This window comes from Streptosporangium sp. G11 (assembly GCF_051192615.1).
In the GTDB taxonomy this organism is placed as follows: domain Bacteria; phylum Actinomycetota; class Actinomycetes; order Streptosporangiales; family Streptosporangiaceae; genus Streptosporangium.
In genome coordinates, this window is record NZ_JBPJUQ010000019.1 from 88,854 (window position 1) to 104,227 (window position 15,374).

A 15,374-nucleotide genomic window follows, 5' to 3' on the forward strand; every position below is an offset into this window, starting at 1 on the left:
GAGCTCCCCGGACCGGCGGGCGGCCCGCCCCACCCCACCGGAGGCGGGCCGCCCTGCCCGGGGGTCACCCCTTGACGGCTCCCACGAGGCCGTTGACGAAGTAGCGCTGCAGGAGGAGGAAGAGCGCGATGACCGGGATGACGATGATCAGGGACGCGGCCATGACCTCGTTGTAGTGCGGCACGTCGCCCGACAGCAGGGTCTCCAGGCCGAGCGGCAGGGTGTAGAGGGAGGGGTCGTTGAGGGACACCCGCGTCAGGACGTACTCGTTCCAGGTCGGCACCGCGGTCAGCACGGCGACCGTGATGAGAGTGGGACGGGCGAGCGGCAGGTAGACCGACCAGAAGATCCGGAACTCCCGCGCCCCGTCCGCGCGGGCGGCCTCGCGCAGCTCCCGGGGGATCGAGCCGAAACCGTTGGTGAGCAGCAGCACCGTCAGCGGGGCGGTGCCGTTGACGAACGGCAGGACCAGCCCCAGGTGCGAGCCCAGGATGCCGAGGTTCTTCTCCAGGATCACCACGGGCAGCAGCACCGTGATGCCCGGGACGAACAGCAGCGAGACGAAGAACCAGAAGAGCACCTTCCTGCCGGGGAAGTCCAGCACCGCGAAGGCGTACGAGGCGAGGCTGTAGACCACCAGCACCCCGGCGACGGTCATCGCGGTGACCTGGAGGCTGTTGAGGAAGTAGTCGAAGAAGTGCAGGCGGCTCCAAGTGGACACCAGGGTGTCCAGGGTGGGGGCGGCCGGGATGAGGTCGCCGCTCCGCAGGATCTCCTCCCTGGTCTTGAAGGCGCCGGACAGCATCCACAGGAACGGGTACAGGCTGATGAGCGCGTACGCCACCAGGGCGGTGCGGGCGATGGTCCGCACGATGCGCGACCCGATCATCGAATCCTCCTGAGCAGCCGCGCGTTGACCAGGGTCAGCAGCAGGGCACCGGCGAAGAGCAGCCAGCCCAGCGCGCTGGCCATCCCCAGGGTCTGGGCGAGGCCCTTCATGAACGAGAGCCGGTAGACCTGCAGGCCGAGCACGTCGGTGTGCCCGCCGGGCCCGCCGTTCGTCATGATCAGGAAGATCTGGAAGCCGTGCAGCGCGTCCCGCACACCGAGCAGCACGATGGCCGCGGTCAGGGGCGTCAGCAGCGGCCAGACGATACGGCGCAGCACCTGACGCGGCGCGGCCCCGTCGATGTGGGCGGCCTCGATCACGTTGGGATCGATGGCCTGCAGCCCGCTGAGATAGAGCAGGGTGGCCACGGGAACGCTCGACCAGACCAGGATCAGGATCAGCGTGGGAAGCGCGGTGTCCGGATTTCCGAGGAAGCCCTGCGGCTGCGACAGGCTGCCCAGGCCGGCCGACCGCAGGAGCACGTTGATCGCCCCGTCGGGCTCCAGCACGTAGCGCCAGGCGTAGTAGACCGCGATGCCGCTGGTGACGTAGGGCAGGAAGTACACCGAGCGGAGCACCCCGCGCAGCCGCCGGACGGAGTTCAGCGCGATCGCCAGCGGGAGCGAGATGGCCACCGTGAGCGCCGGGACGGCCACCATGACCTGGAAGGTGTTCCAGGCCGCCCGGCGCAGCTCGGGGGCGAGCGCCGGGTCGGCGTACAGCAGGTCGAGGTAGTTCTGGAAGCCGGTCCACTTCCACTCGGGGGTGAACCCGTTCCACTTGGCGAAGCTCAGCGCGAAGCCGGTGCCGATGGTGTAGACCCCCATCAGCAGGAACAGCGCCACCGCGGGGAGGACGAAGGCCCACCCGGTCAGCCACCGCCCCCAGCGGCTCCGGCCGCGCCCGCGGTCACGGCGGGGCGACTCCTCAGGGAGCCGCCCCGCGCGATCCTCGGTGGTGAGGGTGCTCACTTGGTGGACTTCCACATGGAGCCCATGATCTTGTCCATCTCCGGCCCGGCCTGCTGCGGGGTGACCTCCTTGAGCGGCGTCAGCCTGACCATCAGGTTCCCGGGCTTGACCTGGTCGTAGTCGGAGGGGAAGAAGGTGGTGTCACCGGCGTCGTAGGTGGCCTCCGGGGCGCCGGTGAAGTACTTCTGCAGCGACGCGAGGTCGGTCCCGAGCAGGGTCTCGGCCTCCGTGCCCAGGTCGGTCGCCGGCAGGTCGAGCGAGGTCTTGGCGACGATGCCCGCGCCCTTGGGCGAGGTCACGAAGTCCAGCCACTTGACCGCCGCCTCCCGGTTCTTGCTGGTGGCGGTGATGCCGAGGGAGGTCAGCGCCAGGGGCGCCATCACGATCTCCTTGTTGAGCCCCTCGGTGGAGGGCGGGATCGGGAAGGCGAGCACCTTGTCGGGGGTCATCCCGTTCTGCGCGAGGAACGCCAGGGTGAAGGTGCCGCCGACGTTGAAGGCGGACTTGCCCTGCGCGAAGGCGACGTCCGCCTCGTCGATGCCGAGCGACGTGGTGCCGGGCATCCAGTACGGGGTGAGCTTGCTGTACAGCTCCAGCGTCTTGACCCCGTCGGGCGAGCCGAAGCCCTGCGTGGTGCCCTTGGCGAACAGTGTGTGGAACCTCTCCTTGCCCAGGTAGGAGTAGGCCAGCGGCTGGTAGGCCCAGTTGAAGCCGGTCTGGGTGACCTTCAGCCCCAGGGAGAGGCCGCCCTGCTTGGGGTCCTTGTCCGTGGTGGCCTTGAGCGCGGCGAGGAAGTCCTCCCACGTCTTCGGCGGCGTGTCCGGGTCGAGCCCGGCGGCCTTCAGCTTCTCCTTGTTCGCGTAGACGATGCCGAACGCGCCGGCCGTGAACGGCACGCTGAACAGGGTGCCCGCCTTGACCTGCTTGTACGGCGAGTCGTTGGCCGCGAGGTCGATCCTTTTCTGGGTCATCAGCCCGGCCTCGCGGGTGGTCGGCAGGAGCCGCTGCTTCCAGGCGTCGGAGACGTCGGCGGCCAGGTCGACCAGGAGGCCCGAGGAGCCGATCTCGAGGTCCTCGCCGCCCGCGTGCAGCTCCAGCACGTCCGGCAGGTCGCCGGTCTGCGCGGAGCTCTGCACCTTGCTGACGAACACGTCGTCGGGGGTGATCGCCTCGATGGTGACGGCGATGCCCGTCTCGCTCTTGAACTGCTCGGCGGCCTTGGTCAGGGCGTCGGCGTGGGTCCGCTTGAACGTCCACATCTTCAGCGTCTGGCCGGCCGCCGCCTGCCCGCCGGTCTGGCCGCCGCTCTGTCCCCCGCCGGAGCAGGCGGCCGCGGTGAGTCCCACCGCGAGCGCCAGACCGGTGGCGAAAACCCGCTTCCCTGCTCTCATGTCGCTTCCTTCCCCATCTGTGCGGTACGTGCGGCGCGGGCGACACGGTCCGCGTACGACGGTCCGGTGCTCCCGTGTCTGTCGGGCTCCGGCACCTGGCGGGCGCGGTCGGGTGATAGGGATGGGCCGGTTGACATCGGCATCGTCACTTCCTCGGGGGGTCGCGGAGGATGAGTCCGGGCTCTCGCCCGTGCCCCGGCAGGGATCCGGATCACAGGGAGACGTCTACGCAAATCGTTAAGATTGGTTCCGAAACTTACACGCAACACAGCGCGTGTCAAGGGTCACGCCGACCGGCGGCGGACCAGCCGGGCCGGGATGACCGTCTCGGCGGAGGGCTCCGCCGTCCCGCCCCGCAGCCGTTCCAGCAGGCGGCGGGCACACGCCTGGCCGATCTCCCTGGCCGGGTTGGCCATGGTGGTCAGGCCCGGCGAGACGAGGCTCGCCGCCTCGATGTCGTCGAACCCCATGACGGCCAGGTCGGCGGGCACCCGAAGCCCCCGCTCCTCGGCCATGTCGAGCGCGCCGATGGCCATGATGTCGTTGGCGCACAGCACGGCGTCCGGGGGGTCGGGCAGGTCGAGCAGACGGGCGGTGCCCGAGGCGCCGCCCGTCCGGCTGAAGTGCGTGTGCGCCACGAGCCGGGGATCGGCGTCCGAGCCGGCGGCCAGCAGCGCGGAACGATAGCCCGCGACGCGCTCGGCCGCGGGTCCCTCCGCGTGCGGGCCGCAGACGAAGCCGATCCTGCGGTAGCCGCGTTCCAGCAGGTAGCGGGTGGCCTCGGCGGCCCCGCCCTCGTCGTCGCTGTGGACGACGTCGACACCGGCCTGGACCAGGCGGCCCCCGAGCCGCACGACGGGGATGCCCGCCCCGATGACGGGCAGCAGGTCCTCGGCGTGCGTGTGGAAGACCGCGAAGGCGAGGCCGTCCACCTGCCGGGCGATCATCTGCTCGATGGCGGCGCGCTCCATCTCCCGGTCGCCGTCGGTGTTGCTGATGATCTCGTCGTAGCCCGCGGGTCCCAGCACGTCCTGGAGCCCGCGCGCCAGCGCCGGGTAGAAGGGGTTGGTGATGTCCGGGATGATCAGCCCGATCGTCTGGCTCCTGCTCGTGCGCAGCCCGCGGGCGAGGACGTTGGGCCGGTATCCCAGCTGGTCGATCGCGGCCAGCACGCGCCGGCGCGTCTCGTCGGCCACCGGGCGGCGCCCGTTCAGCGCGTGCGACACCGTCGTCGCGCTCACCCCCGCCAGCTGCGCGACCCTGGTGATGCTGGGACGGTCGGCGCGGATCGGCGCCCGGACGTCCCGCTCTCCGGCGCCGGTCTCCCCGCTGCCCGCCGGGGCCCGCCCTCCCGCCCCCCGCACGGGCCCGCCCGCCGGGAGTCGCGCCGCCTCACCGGGCGGGGCCTTCCGTGACCCGCCGCGCGCGAGGTCCGGCGGCTCACGGTCCGGCCGATCACGATCCGGCCGATCACGATCCGGCGGCTCACGGTCCGGCCGATCACGGTCCGGCCGATCACGGGAGAGGAGGTCGAGTGCCGCGTCCAGCTCGCGCCGCCCGAGGGCCGCGGCGTCCTCGAAGGCGGCGCCGGCGGCGATCCTGAGCAGGGTGGACTCCCAGACCTCGCGGACGGCCGCCAGGATGAGCGCGGCCACCACCCCGGCCCCGAGCCCTCTCCCCGAGCCGGGGTCGTCCGTGACGGCACCGGACTCGATCGCCTCGCGCAGCGCGCGCTCCTGTTCGGCGAACATCTCCCGGGAGTACGAGCGCAGCGCCGGACTGTCCCGATAGACCCGGGCATGGACGGCGACCGCCCCGGGGCCGGCCACGCCCTCCCCCTCGTCGGCCACGGGCCGGGACATGACGCGACGGATCGTGTCGACGGGCCGCTCCCCCGCCACACGTTCCCGCAGGGCCCGCTCGGGAGCGGGCCAGCCGAGGGGGTCGGTCTCGAAGAAGATCTGCTCCTTGACCGGGAAGTGGTTGAAGACGGTCTTGGTCGAGACGTCGGCCACCGCCGCGATCTCGGCCACCGTCACGGTCTCGAAGCCGCGCTCGGCGAACAGGCGGCGGGCCGTGCCCGCGATGGCACGCCGCATCTCCCCCTTCCTCCGCTCACGCCGCGTGGGGGGTCGCTCCTCGGAGGGTGCCGGGACCATGGGCAGATCTTACATCGACACACTCCTTACACCCACTATAAGTTTCTCAGGGCGGCTCGATGCCCCCGTCGGGCCGGCGCACCCGGGCCGACCAGCGCTCGTGGAGGTGCTCCAGCGGCGGATACTTGGCCGCCAGCGCCTCGTCCAGGTCGATCCCCCAGCCGGGCGCGTCGTTCGGGTAGAGATATCCGTTGACGGGACCGATCGTGCCGGGGAAGACCTCGTGGACGGCCTCGGGATAGAGGTGCCCCTCCTGGATCTGGAAGGCGGGGGTGGTCACGTCGAGCGCCACGTTGGCGGCGGCGCCCACCGGCGAGACGTCCGCGGGAGAGTGCCAGGCGGTGCCCACGCCGGTCAGCTCGCAGAGCGCGACCAGCTTGCGGGCGGGGGTGAGCCCGCCCACCGACGAGACGTGCAGCCGCAGCAGGTCGACGCCGCCCTCGCGGACGATCCTGGCCGCGTCGGCGACGGAGCTGAGCTGCTCACCCGCCGCGATGGGCATCGGGGCGGCCGCGCGGACCTCGGGCAGGCGGTCGTAGAACTCCGGCGCTATCGGATCCTCCAGGAAGAAGAGCCGGTACGGTTCGAGCGCCCGCGCGAGGGCGATCGCCTGCTTGGGAGTGAGCCGCGAGTGCACGTCGTGCATCAGGCCCGGCTCCTCCCCCAGTTCCCCTCGGGCCCGCTCGAACAGCTTCGGGGTGTCGCGCAGGTAGCGCTGCACGTCCCACCCGTCGGGGTACGGGGAGCCGGGATAGCCGCCCGGCGAGCCCGGCGAGCCGTAGTGGCCGAGTCCCGGCGCCCCCGTCTGGAGCCGTACGTGGCGGTATCCGGATGCCAGGATCGCCTGGGCCTCCTCGATCGTCTCCTCCACGGTCGCCGCGCCCGCGTGCAGGTAGGTGTCGGCCGCGGCGCGCACCCGCCCGCCGAGGAGCTCGTACACGGGCATGCCCGCACGCTTGCCCGCGATGTCCCAGAGTGCCTGGTCCACCCCGGAGAGGGCGCTGTTCAGGACCGGGCCGCCCCTCCAGTAGGAGGAGAAGTGCACCATCCTGGTGATGTCCTCGATGTCGGCCGGGTGGCGGCCGATCAGGAGGGGGCCGACGTGGTGTTCCACCGCGGCGGCCACGGCGTGGAAGCGCTGGGTGAAGGTCGCGCAGCCCAGGCCGTAGAGGCCGGGATCGCTGGTGTCGACCCGGACCACCACGAGGGGCACGCCCTCGGGGGCGGTGACGATCGGCCGCACCCCCGTGACGCGGAGGGCGTCCCTGGCGGGCCAGGGGGCCTGGGTCTCGGGCATGGGAAGGGATGTCATGCGGCCTCCGGTACGGGAAGAGGGGTCACGCGGTCTCCGCCGCGTCCGGCGTCGGGAAGGGATACCGGACGGTGAGGCCGAGCAGGCGGCGGGCCTCTCCCAGGTCGATCGGGACGGCCCTGCCCGGCAGCGGCGCCCGCCGCTCGACCCCGGGGTGGAAACGGTCGAGCAGTTCCTCGGTGGGCTGCGGGGCCAGCGTGTCCTCGGCCGTCACGAAGATCGCGCGGTAGCCCTCGATCGGCCGGGTGAGCGCCTGCCAGGTGGCGAGTGCGGCGTCCCTGCCGTCGAGGTAGGTCCACAGCTCGGCGGCGCCGGAGCCGGGGTCCTCCGCGTACTCCTCCGCGCGCTTGTCGAGCTTGTCCCCCGGCCCGCCGAGCAGGGGGAAGCGCAGCGCGACGACCGTCATGCCGTGGCGGCGCGCCATCATCGCCGCGGTCGCCTCGTCCGCCTGCTTCGACAATCCGTACGGGTCCTCGACCTGCAGGGGCAGTGCCTCGTCGATGGGCAGGTAGGCCGGGTGCAGCGGGCGCGAGGCCCAGGGGAAGCCGAGCACGGAGTAACTGCTCGCGATGGCGGCCCGGCGCACCCCCGCGTGGCCCGCCTCCTCCAGGACCACGAAGGTCGCCCGGGTGTTGCCGCAGAAGACCTCCTCGGGCGTGCCGAGGACCGGTGCGGGGATCGCGGCGAAGTGCGCGACGGCGTCCACGCCGTCGAGCGCGTCGCGCACCGTCGCCGGGTCTCCCACGTCCCCGACGATCACCCGGCCCGCCACCGGCCCGCCCGGGTCGTGCAGGTCGAGGGCGGTGACGGCGACGCCCCGGTGCGCGAGCAGGTCGAGCATCAGACGCCCCAGCCTGCCCGCGGCCCCGGTCACCAGGACCCGCCCGGGAACCTCACTCATGCGTCACCACCTGCGGCGGGATGGGCGCGCTCGTTTCGCAAATCGATTTGTACATATGAGATCAGCTTGCTCCCCCGCCATTGCCGTGTCAATAGCGGCACACCCCGGGCGCGTCCGAGGCCCGGTTCCCGCAGAACCGGATGCGGCGGTCGAGGTCCGACCGATGCGGGAGCGGATGCCGAGCTTTTACGCGGAGGCCGTCGCGACCCTGGTGAACAACCGGCCGGCGAGGTCGACTCCCGCGACCGTACCGCCGGCGTCGCGGGTGAAGAAGCCACGCTGTCCCTTGAATGCGCCGCCGGTGATGACGTACTCGTCCCCGTCGCCGGGCAGCAGGCCGAAGTCGAACGGCGCGTGGTCCGCGGGCAGTTCGATGTCCGCCCCCGCCCGGATCTCCGGCTTGATGAGCACCTCCAGCCGCAGCCCCTCCCCCTCCGCGGTGACGGTGAACGTCATGGCGTCGTTCTCGTACCTCCCGGTGACCTCCCGGGCCCGCGCCTCGTCGTAGGGGATCGGCTCGGGGTCCCGGTCGGTCACGCCCAGGTAGGTCTGGAGCGCCCAGCGGACGACGGCCTGGTTGAAGGGGATGCCGTCCGGGCCGGCGTTGGACAGCGAGACGACGGCGAAGTCGCGTCCGGGCACGGTGAGGAACTCGGCGAACTGGCCGTTGGCCGACCCGCCGTGCCCGACCGTGCGCACCCCGTCCACATCGCGCAGGAACCAGCCGACGCCGAGGGCGTCACCCAGCGAACTGGCGCGCAACGCGACCGTCGGCTCCCTCATCCGCCCGAGCAGCCCGGCGGGCAGGACGCGGGTGCCGTCCTCGGCGCGGCCGTCACCGAGATGGAACCGGGCCCAGCGCAGCTGCTCGGCCACCGAGGAGGCGAGGCCGCCGCCGGGGTTGTCGCCGCGCCAGTGCTTCCACGGCCGCGCGACCGACAGCGTGCCGTCCTGGCCGCGGTCGTGCCCCACGGCGAAGCGCCGGGTCATCACCTCTCCGGGCGCGAAGAAGCTGTTCGACAACCCCAGCGGCTCGAACAGGAGCGAGGTGATGGCCCGCTCATAGGGCAGGCCGGTGACCTTCTCGATGACGCGCCCGGCCAGGTTGTAGCCCGCCTGGCTGTAGGAGGCCCGATCCCCGGGCGACCCGATCAGCTCCAGCTCGGCCATCTTCGCCACGTAGCCGGCCAGCGCGTCGTCACCCTCACCGGTGTCGACGATGACCCCCCAGTCCAGCCCCGCGGTGTGGTTGAGCAGGTTCAACACGGTGATCCGCTCCGCGGCCCGCTCGTCGGCGAGCACCAGCTCGGGAACATACCGGCGCACCGGCGCCTCCAGCTCGACCAGCCCCCGCTCGACCAGGCGCATCAGCGCGGTCGCCGTGTAGGTCTTGGTGACCGACCCCAGCACGAACAACGTGTCCCGGCCGACCGGCAGCGGATCCTCCACGCTCGTCACCCCGTGGCACGCGTAGACCTCCCGGCCGTCCACCCACACCCCGACGGCGACCCCCGGGATGCCGAACTTCGTAGCCGTCGCCTCGACGAACTCGGACAGCGTCTCATCTGACATTTCAATCCCTTCCACTTCGCCTGGCGCACGACGCCGAGGCCCCAGGGCCTCGCAGCGACTTGCACTATGTTCAAGTAGGACGTTAGAGAAGACTTGAACATAGTGCAAGTCATTTCTTGAACTAAGTGCAAGCGAGCCCGTCCGGGCCGCGGGACACGAGTGGATCCGGCCGGGCGCCGATACGGCCTCGGTATCGCGGCATCGGCATCGATATTCGGCATCGGCTCGCGCCCGCTGCCGCGCGGCGTCTACGGCACCACGGCGGCGATGACCACGGCGACAAGACCCCCGAAAGCCACCTCGCCCCTCATCCAGGCGGAGCCGTCGCGCCGGTCCGAAACCTCCCTCCCGTAGATCCGAACCCCGTACCAGGCTCTAGCCGGCGGCGCGTTCCGCGAGCGGGCGTCGCCGCCGCGCGGTGTCGGTCAGCGAGGGCGGGCGCCAGGCGCCGTCCGGGCTGTACAGGTTGGTCCCGGGCGGCACGATCTCGTCGATCCGGTCGAGGGTCGCGTCGTCGAGGGTGAGCGAGGCGCCCTTCAACAACCCCTCCAGCTGGTCCATGGTCCGCGGTCCGGTGATCACCGAGGTGACGCCGGGATGCGCCGCGGCGAAGGCGACGGCGAGTTCGGGGAGCGAGCAGCCGATGTCCGTCGCGAGCTCGACGAGCTTTTCCACGGCGTCGAGCTTGGCGGCGTTCCCGGGGATCGAGGGATCGAAGCGCGCCGGTGTGAGCGAGGGGCGGCCGATGGAGAGGTCGACGGGCCGCCCCTTCCTGTACTTCCCGGTGAGGAATCCCGAGGCGAGCGGGCTCCAGGTCAGCACCCCCATCCCGTAGCGCTGACAGACCGGGAGCACGGCGGCCTCGATTCCCCGGGCGATCAGCGAGTAGGGCGGCTGCTCGGTCCTGAAGCGCTGGAGGCCACGACGCTCGGCGACGTTGTGCGCCTCGACGATCTCCTCGGCCGGGAAGGTCGAACACCCGAAGGCGCGGATCTTTCCCTGGCGCACGAGGTCGCCCAGCACGGAGAGCGTCTCCTCGATGTCGGTCGAGTGGTCGGGGCGGTGGATCTGGTAGAGGTCGATCCAGTCGGTCCCCAGGCGCCGGAGACTCTCCTCGACCTCCTTGAGGATCCAGCGCCTCGAGTTGCCACTGCGGTTGGGGCCCTCCCCCATCCGGAAGTGCACCTTGGTGGCGAGCACGACGTCGTCACGGCGCCCCTTGAGCGCCTTTCCCACGATCTCCTCGGACTCCCCGGCGGAGTACATGTCCGCGGTGTCGACGAAGTTGACGCCCTGGTCGAGGGCGGCGTGGATGACGCGGACGCAGTCGTCGTGGTCGGGGTTGCCGACGGCACCGAACATCATGGCCCCGAGGCAGTGGACGCTCACCTCGATACCGGTACCGCCGAGGACGCGATAGCGCATATGCCGTGCTCCCTTGATGCTCGTTCCGGACGTGATGTCGTAACGCCCCGCATCGTAGGATCTAGAGTCGACTCTAGGTCAAGCCCGCGTTCCGGACGCCATGGGCGAGGCCGGTTCGAGCATCCGGCAGGTCGCCGGCCGCCACGTCGAGCACCCTCTGGCCCACCTCTGGCACGCCCCCGGCGGCCCGGAGGAAGACGCCATAAGAGCCCCCTATGAGAGATTTAAAGGTTAGGAAACTTTCCTAAAGATATTGACGGATCGCTGTAGGGATGTGTTGGATGGGCGGTCATCAAGCCCCCGGCCGAGACCTCTCGCCACCCCCTTGGCCTGTCAGGCCAGCGAGGAGCTCCACATGCTCAGACGCATCCGAACGACGGCAGCCGCGATTCTGGGTGCCGCGGCTCTCGCCGTCACCCCTCTCTCCGCCCCCGCAGCCGGTGCCGCGCCACTGCCGAACCTCCCGGTCGCGCAGGCGGAGGCCGTACAGGCGAAGGCCGCCCCGGCGACCTTCACCCACCCGGGAGTCCTGGTCAGCAGGGCCCAGCTCGACTTCGTCCGGTCGAAGGTCAACGCCGGCGCCCAGCCCTGGAAGGGCGCCTACGACCAGATGATGGGGCATTCCCTGGCGTCGCTGTCGCGGACTCCCAAGCCGCGCGCGATCGTGGAGTGCGGCTCGTACTCCAACCCCAACAACGGCTGCACCGACGAGCGCCAGGACGCGCTCGCCGCGTACACCATGGCGCTGGCCTGGTACGTCACGCAGGACAGCAGGTACGCCCAGAAGGCCATCCAGATCATGGACGCCTGGTCCGCGGTGATCAAGGACCACACCAACAGCAACGCCCCGCTGCAGACCGGCTGGGCGGGGTCCTCGTGGCCCAGGGCCGCCGAGATCATCCGCCACACCTACACCGGCTGGTCCGCCGCCTCCGTCAGCCGCTTCTCCACCATGCTGCGCACCGTCTACCTGCCGAAGATCATCAACGGTTCCAACAGCAACGGCAACTGGGAACTGAGCATGATGGAGGCCGCGCTCGGCATCTCCGTCTTCCTTGAGGACCGGACGAGCTACGACAAGGCCGTGGCCAAGTTCCGCGGGCGGGTGCCCGCCTTCATCTACATCTCGTCCGACGGCGCGCTCCCCAAGGCGCCTCCGGGAAGCAGCATCGACACCCGCGCCGAGATCATCAACTACTGGCAGGGCCAGTCCACCTTCATGGACGGCCTCACCCAGGAGACCTGCCGCGACTTCACCCACACCGGGTACGGACTGTCGGCCATCTCGCACTTCGCCGAGACCACCCGGATCCAGGGGCAGGACCTCTACCCGGAGATCAGCGAGCGGCTGCGCCACGCGCTGGGCATGCAGGCGAAGTACCAGCTCGGCGCCGCCGTGCCGTCCTCACTGTGCGGGGGCACCCTCCACCTCGGCCTGGGCCCGATCACCGAGGTCGGCTTCAACGCCCTGGGCAACCGGATGGGCATCGCCATGACGAACACGCAGCGTCTCACCGAGCAGCAGCGCCCGGCCGGGACGAACGTCCTCTTCGTCGCCTGGGAGACCCTGACCCACGCCGCCAACCCCAACTGACATCGGCTTTCGAGGAGCCGGCCCGACTGACCCGGGCCGGCCCCTCCCGCGTGGAACCTCCCCCGGACGCGCCTGTCCGGTCACCTCCCCCGGCCCGGTGAGGTCGAGGACCCGCCACCGGGACCGGCGGTGCGCAAGCTCCCGCCGGCGCCCCGCCGCCCCGTCCGGTCAGTCCGTACGCCGCACGCGGATTCCGTGGGCGTCGGCCCGCTGGACGCCGCCCGCGTCCACGTTGGAGATCCGGATCAGCCCCTCGACCTTGCCCTTCTTGCCGTCGCCGGTCAGCTTGAGGATCAGCATTCCCGGGTCGCTCCCGTGGGAGGAGTGCGGGTCGCCGGAGAGCGGGTTCGGCCCCCGCGTCGAGGCGAAGGCCCACTTGCGGTCCGGGGAGACGGCGAAGAGGTCGACCGTCGGGTCCGCGCTGAACGGCGAGACGAGGTCCACGGTCCCGACGTGGGCGCCGCTCGCCCCGTCGAAGACCTCGGCGACGTTGGCGTCACGGTCACCGGCCCACACGTGACGCTCCCCGTCGGACGCGAGAACGCCGTGGGCGTCACGGTCCGGCGAGTCGTCGTTGAAGAGTTGCTGGACCGCCGGGGTGTTGGGCGGGTTGGCGGGCGAGTAGCCGCTCATCGGCAGCCGGAAGACGCTGAACTGGTCGAGGTTGGCGGGCGTACCCCCGCCCCCGTTGCCGAAGACGGTGCCCTTGGCCTCGATGAACCCGCACCCGTTCGCGGGGATCCTTGTCGTGTCGTACTCCGCCACGATCGACATCGGCGTCGTGTGCCAGTCGACCACGAGCATCCCGCCACCCCGCAGGCTGACGAAGACCGGGCCGTTGTCCGAGGCGATGAACGGGCAGATCGGCGCGTTGTCCGGGCGGAGCTGGGGTGACTGGCACGGCGCGCCGTTCGGGGTGGTGCAACCGGCCAGGTCGATCGTCGCGGCCGGCTGCTGGACGAAGGTGCCCGAGGCGTAGTCGGTGCTGACGCGCTCCAGCTTCTTGCCGTTCTGATTGGAGATGATCAGGTATCTGTCGTCCTCGGTGGGCCAGAGGGCGTGAGCCTGCCGCACCCCTCCCGCTCCGGTCTCGGTGATGAGGCAGGTGAGCGGCTGCCGGGTGCGGGCGTCGAAGACGACCACGTGGCCGCTGGCGACGAACGCGAGCGCGGCGTGGGTGTCGGCCTTGTTGAAAACGATCATGTGGGGTCGTACGGGCACGCTGCCGGTCCTCGCCAGGCACAGCGACGAGGTCGCGCCACCCAGGTCTATGACGTCGACGGGCGGCGTGGCCGACAGCTGACGAGTGACGTCGCCGCCGGAGTACACGCTGATGGTGCCACCGTGAGCGAGCCCGTTGGTATTGGACTGGTCGACCAGCCACACCTCGTACGACTTCTCCGCCGCCACCTGTGATGACGCCCCCGCCCCCAGAACGAACAGCGCCAGCACCGCGACGATCGCGGCCCGCCACTTCCCCATACGCCCTCCAAAACCGCTCCGGCCGGAGCATCTCCCCGTATCCCTGCGGAGTCGGTCTTTCTACTTTTAATGCCAAATCTCCACAAGTCCAGCAATTATGTGATTTGTAAAGAAAGCGGGTCAAGTTCCTCCGTACGCGAGGGCGGAGCGCGGGCTTTCGAGAAGCACCTAACCCCAGAAGGGAGCAAAAAATAACACTATTTCGGCATATGAAGTTATAAGGCATCGGCGACGGTGGCGACCGGCGGCACGGTGTGGTACTGGCGAGGGTCGCGGGACCTGGCCGTGCCTGGCCGTGCCTGGCCGTGCCTGGCCGTGCCTGGCCGTGCCTGGCCGTGCCTGGCCGTGCCTGGCCGTGCCTGGCCGTGCCTGGCCGTGCCTGGCCGTGCCTGGCCTCGCCCGAATGCCCTCGAACCCCGCGGTCGCTATATTTGCGCCCATGAACGCGCTGGTCCGACGCCCGCTGGGCCAGACCACCCTGTCGGTGACACCGCTCGGCCTGGGCCTGGCGGCCCTCGGCCGTCCCGCCTACATCACACTCGGCCGCGCCGAGGATCTCGGCGACGACCGGGACGTCGCCGCGATGCGGTCGCGCACCTGGGCCGTGCTCGACGCCGCGTGGGCGGCGGGTGTGCGCTACCTCGACACGGCGCGCTCGTACGGGCGGGCGGAGGAGTTCCTCGCCGGGTGGCTGCGCGAGCGCGAGATCGCCCCGGGAGCCGTCACGGTCGGCTCGAAGTGGGGATACACCTACGTCGGCGACTGGCGGCTGGACGCCGAGCGGCACGAGGTGAAGGAGCTCACCGCCGACCGGCTCCGCGTCCAGCTGGAGCAGACGCGCGCACTGCTCGGCGAGCACCTGTCGCTCTACCAGATCCACTCGGCGACGGCCGAGAGCGGCGTGCTCGACGACGAGGGCGTGCTCGACGGGTTGCGCGCGCTGCGGGCCGAGGGGGTCGCGATCGGGCTGTCGACGAGCGGGCCGCGCCAGGCGGACACGATCGAGCGGGCGATCGGGGCCGGACTGTTCGACACGGTGCAGTCGACGTGGAACCTGCTGGAGCGCTCGGCCGGCGAGGCACTCGGGCGGGCGTACGAGGCGGGGATGGGCGTGATCGTCAAGGAGGGCGTGGCGAACGGCCGGCTGACCGCTCGGGCGGCACCCGCCGCGCTCGTGGCCGCCGCGCGCGAGCGCGACACCACGCCGGACGCGCTCGCGCTGGCGGCCGTACTGGCCAGGCCGTGGGCGGGGACGGTGCTGAGCGGCGCGGTCTCGGCCGGGCAGCTGCGCGACAACCTCGCCGCAACCGGGATCGAGTGGGACGCGGAGCTGGACGGGCGGCTCGCCGGGCTGGTGGAAGACCCGGAAGGTTACTGGGCCGGGCGCGGCGCGCTTCCCTGGAGCTGACGACGCCGGGCGTCGAGCGTCACCTGGAGCAGGCCGGGCGCGGGCTTGGCCGCCTCGACGCCCTCCGACGTGGTCCACGCCCGGCAGCGTGACCGTCCACCCCGATTGATTTACCCCTTTAATCACCAAAAGTCGGAAATATCATAAAAAACGGGGCACGTCGTTTCCGGCCGTCACGGGTTTCCGGCCGCCCTCGGCAGGCCTTTCCGCGATCCGTGTCCGGAGCCGGATCGATGTCCACCGTGTGAACAACACGGCCGATCGGATTAC

11 protein-coding genes are annotated in these 15,374 nt (G+C 70.9%); 2 read left to right on the forward strand and 9 right to left on the reverse strand.

Annotated elements, in window-relative coordinates:
• Positions 1–64 precede the first annotated feature (64 nt).
• The 8 genes from ACSDR0_RS19915 to ACSDR0_RS19950 form a co-directional block, all read right to left on the reverse strand.
• Positions 65–889, reverse strand: a complete 825-nt coding sequence (locus ACSDR0_RS19915) for a carbohydrate ABC transporter permease (protein ID WP_435290339.1) — start codon at positions 887–889, stop codon at positions 65–67.
• A complete protein-coding gene (locus tag ACSDR0_RS19920) occupies positions 886–1,860 on the reverse strand; it encodes a carbohydrate ABC transporter permease (RefSeq protein WP_435290340.1) in 975 nt (324 codons plus the stop codon). The genes ACSDR0_RS19915 and ACSDR0_RS19920 overlap by 4 nt, the downstream gene beginning before the upstream one ends.
• The gene (locus tag ACSDR0_RS19925) at positions 1,857–3,251 is read right to left on the reverse strand and encodes an ABC transporter substrate-binding protein (RefSeq protein ID WP_435290341.1); all 1,395 of its coding nucleotides are present in this window, start codon (positions 3,249–3,251) and stop codon (positions 1,857–1,859) included. The genes ACSDR0_RS19920 and ACSDR0_RS19925 overlap by 4 nt, the downstream gene beginning before the upstream one ends.
• Positions 3,252–3,535: 284 nt before the next feature.
• Positions 3,536–5,350, reverse strand: coding sequence for a substrate-binding domain-containing protein (locus ACSDR0_RS19930; protein ID WP_435290342.1), 1,815 nt, complete (start codon positions 5,348–5,350; stop codon positions 3,536–3,538).
• A 106-nt stretch (positions 5,351–5,456) separates the two neighbouring features.
• Entirely contained in the window at positions 5,457–6,722 is a 1,266-nt protein-coding gene (locus ACSDR0_RS19935) for an enolase C-terminal domain-like protein (RefSeq protein WP_435290343.1), read from the reverse strand.
• Positions 6,723–6,747: 25 nt separating this feature from the next.
• Positions 6,748–7,623: an NAD-dependent epimerase/dehydratase family protein gene (locus tag ACSDR0_RS19940; RefSeq protein WP_435290344.1), complete on the reverse strand. Its 876-nt coding sequence runs from the start codon at positions 7,621–7,623 to the stop codon at positions 6,748–6,750.
• A 186-nt stretch (positions 7,624–7,809) separates the two neighbouring features.
• Positions 7,810–9,195 (reverse strand): serine hydrolase domain-containing protein, encoded by a 1,386-nt coding sequence (locus ACSDR0_RS19945; RefSeq protein ID WP_435290345.1) that lies wholly within the window; start codon positions 9,193–9,195, stop codon positions 7,810–7,812.
• A 375-nt stretch (positions 9,196–9,570) separates the two neighbouring features.
• Positions 9,571–10,620, reverse strand: coding sequence for an aldo/keto reductase (locus tag ACSDR0_RS19950; RefSeq protein ID WP_435290346.1), 1,050 nt, complete (start codon positions 10,618–10,620; stop codon positions 9,571–9,573).
• Positions 10,621–10,975: 355 nt separating this feature from the next.
• Here ACSDR0_RS19950 and ACSDR0_RS19955 point away from each other — a divergent pair, with 355 nt between their 5' ends.
• A complete protein-coding gene (locus ACSDR0_RS19955; RefSeq protein WP_435290347.1) occupies positions 10,976–12,214 on the forward strand; it encodes an alginate lyase family protein in 1,239 nt (412 codons plus the stop codon).
• 168 nt (positions 12,215–12,382) lie between these two features.
• Here the strand turns inward: ACSDR0_RS19955 and ACSDR0_RS19960 are convergent, their stop codons facing one another.
• Entirely contained in the window at positions 12,383–13,696 is a 1,314-nt protein-coding gene (locus ACSDR0_RS19960) for a hypothetical protein (RefSeq protein WP_435290348.1), read from the reverse strand.
• Positions 13,697–14,135: 439 nt separating this feature from the next.
• On the opposite strand from ACSDR0_RS19960, the gene ACSDR0_RS19965 reads away from it, so the two are divergent.
• Positions 14,136–15,104 carry an aldo/keto reductase gene (locus tag ACSDR0_RS19965; protein ID WP_435290349.1) on the forward strand — a complete coding sequence of 323 codons (969 nt, stop codon included), beginning with the start codon at positions 14,136–14,138 and terminating at the stop codon, positions 15,102–15,104.
• Positions 15,105–15,374 lie beyond the last annotated feature (270 nt).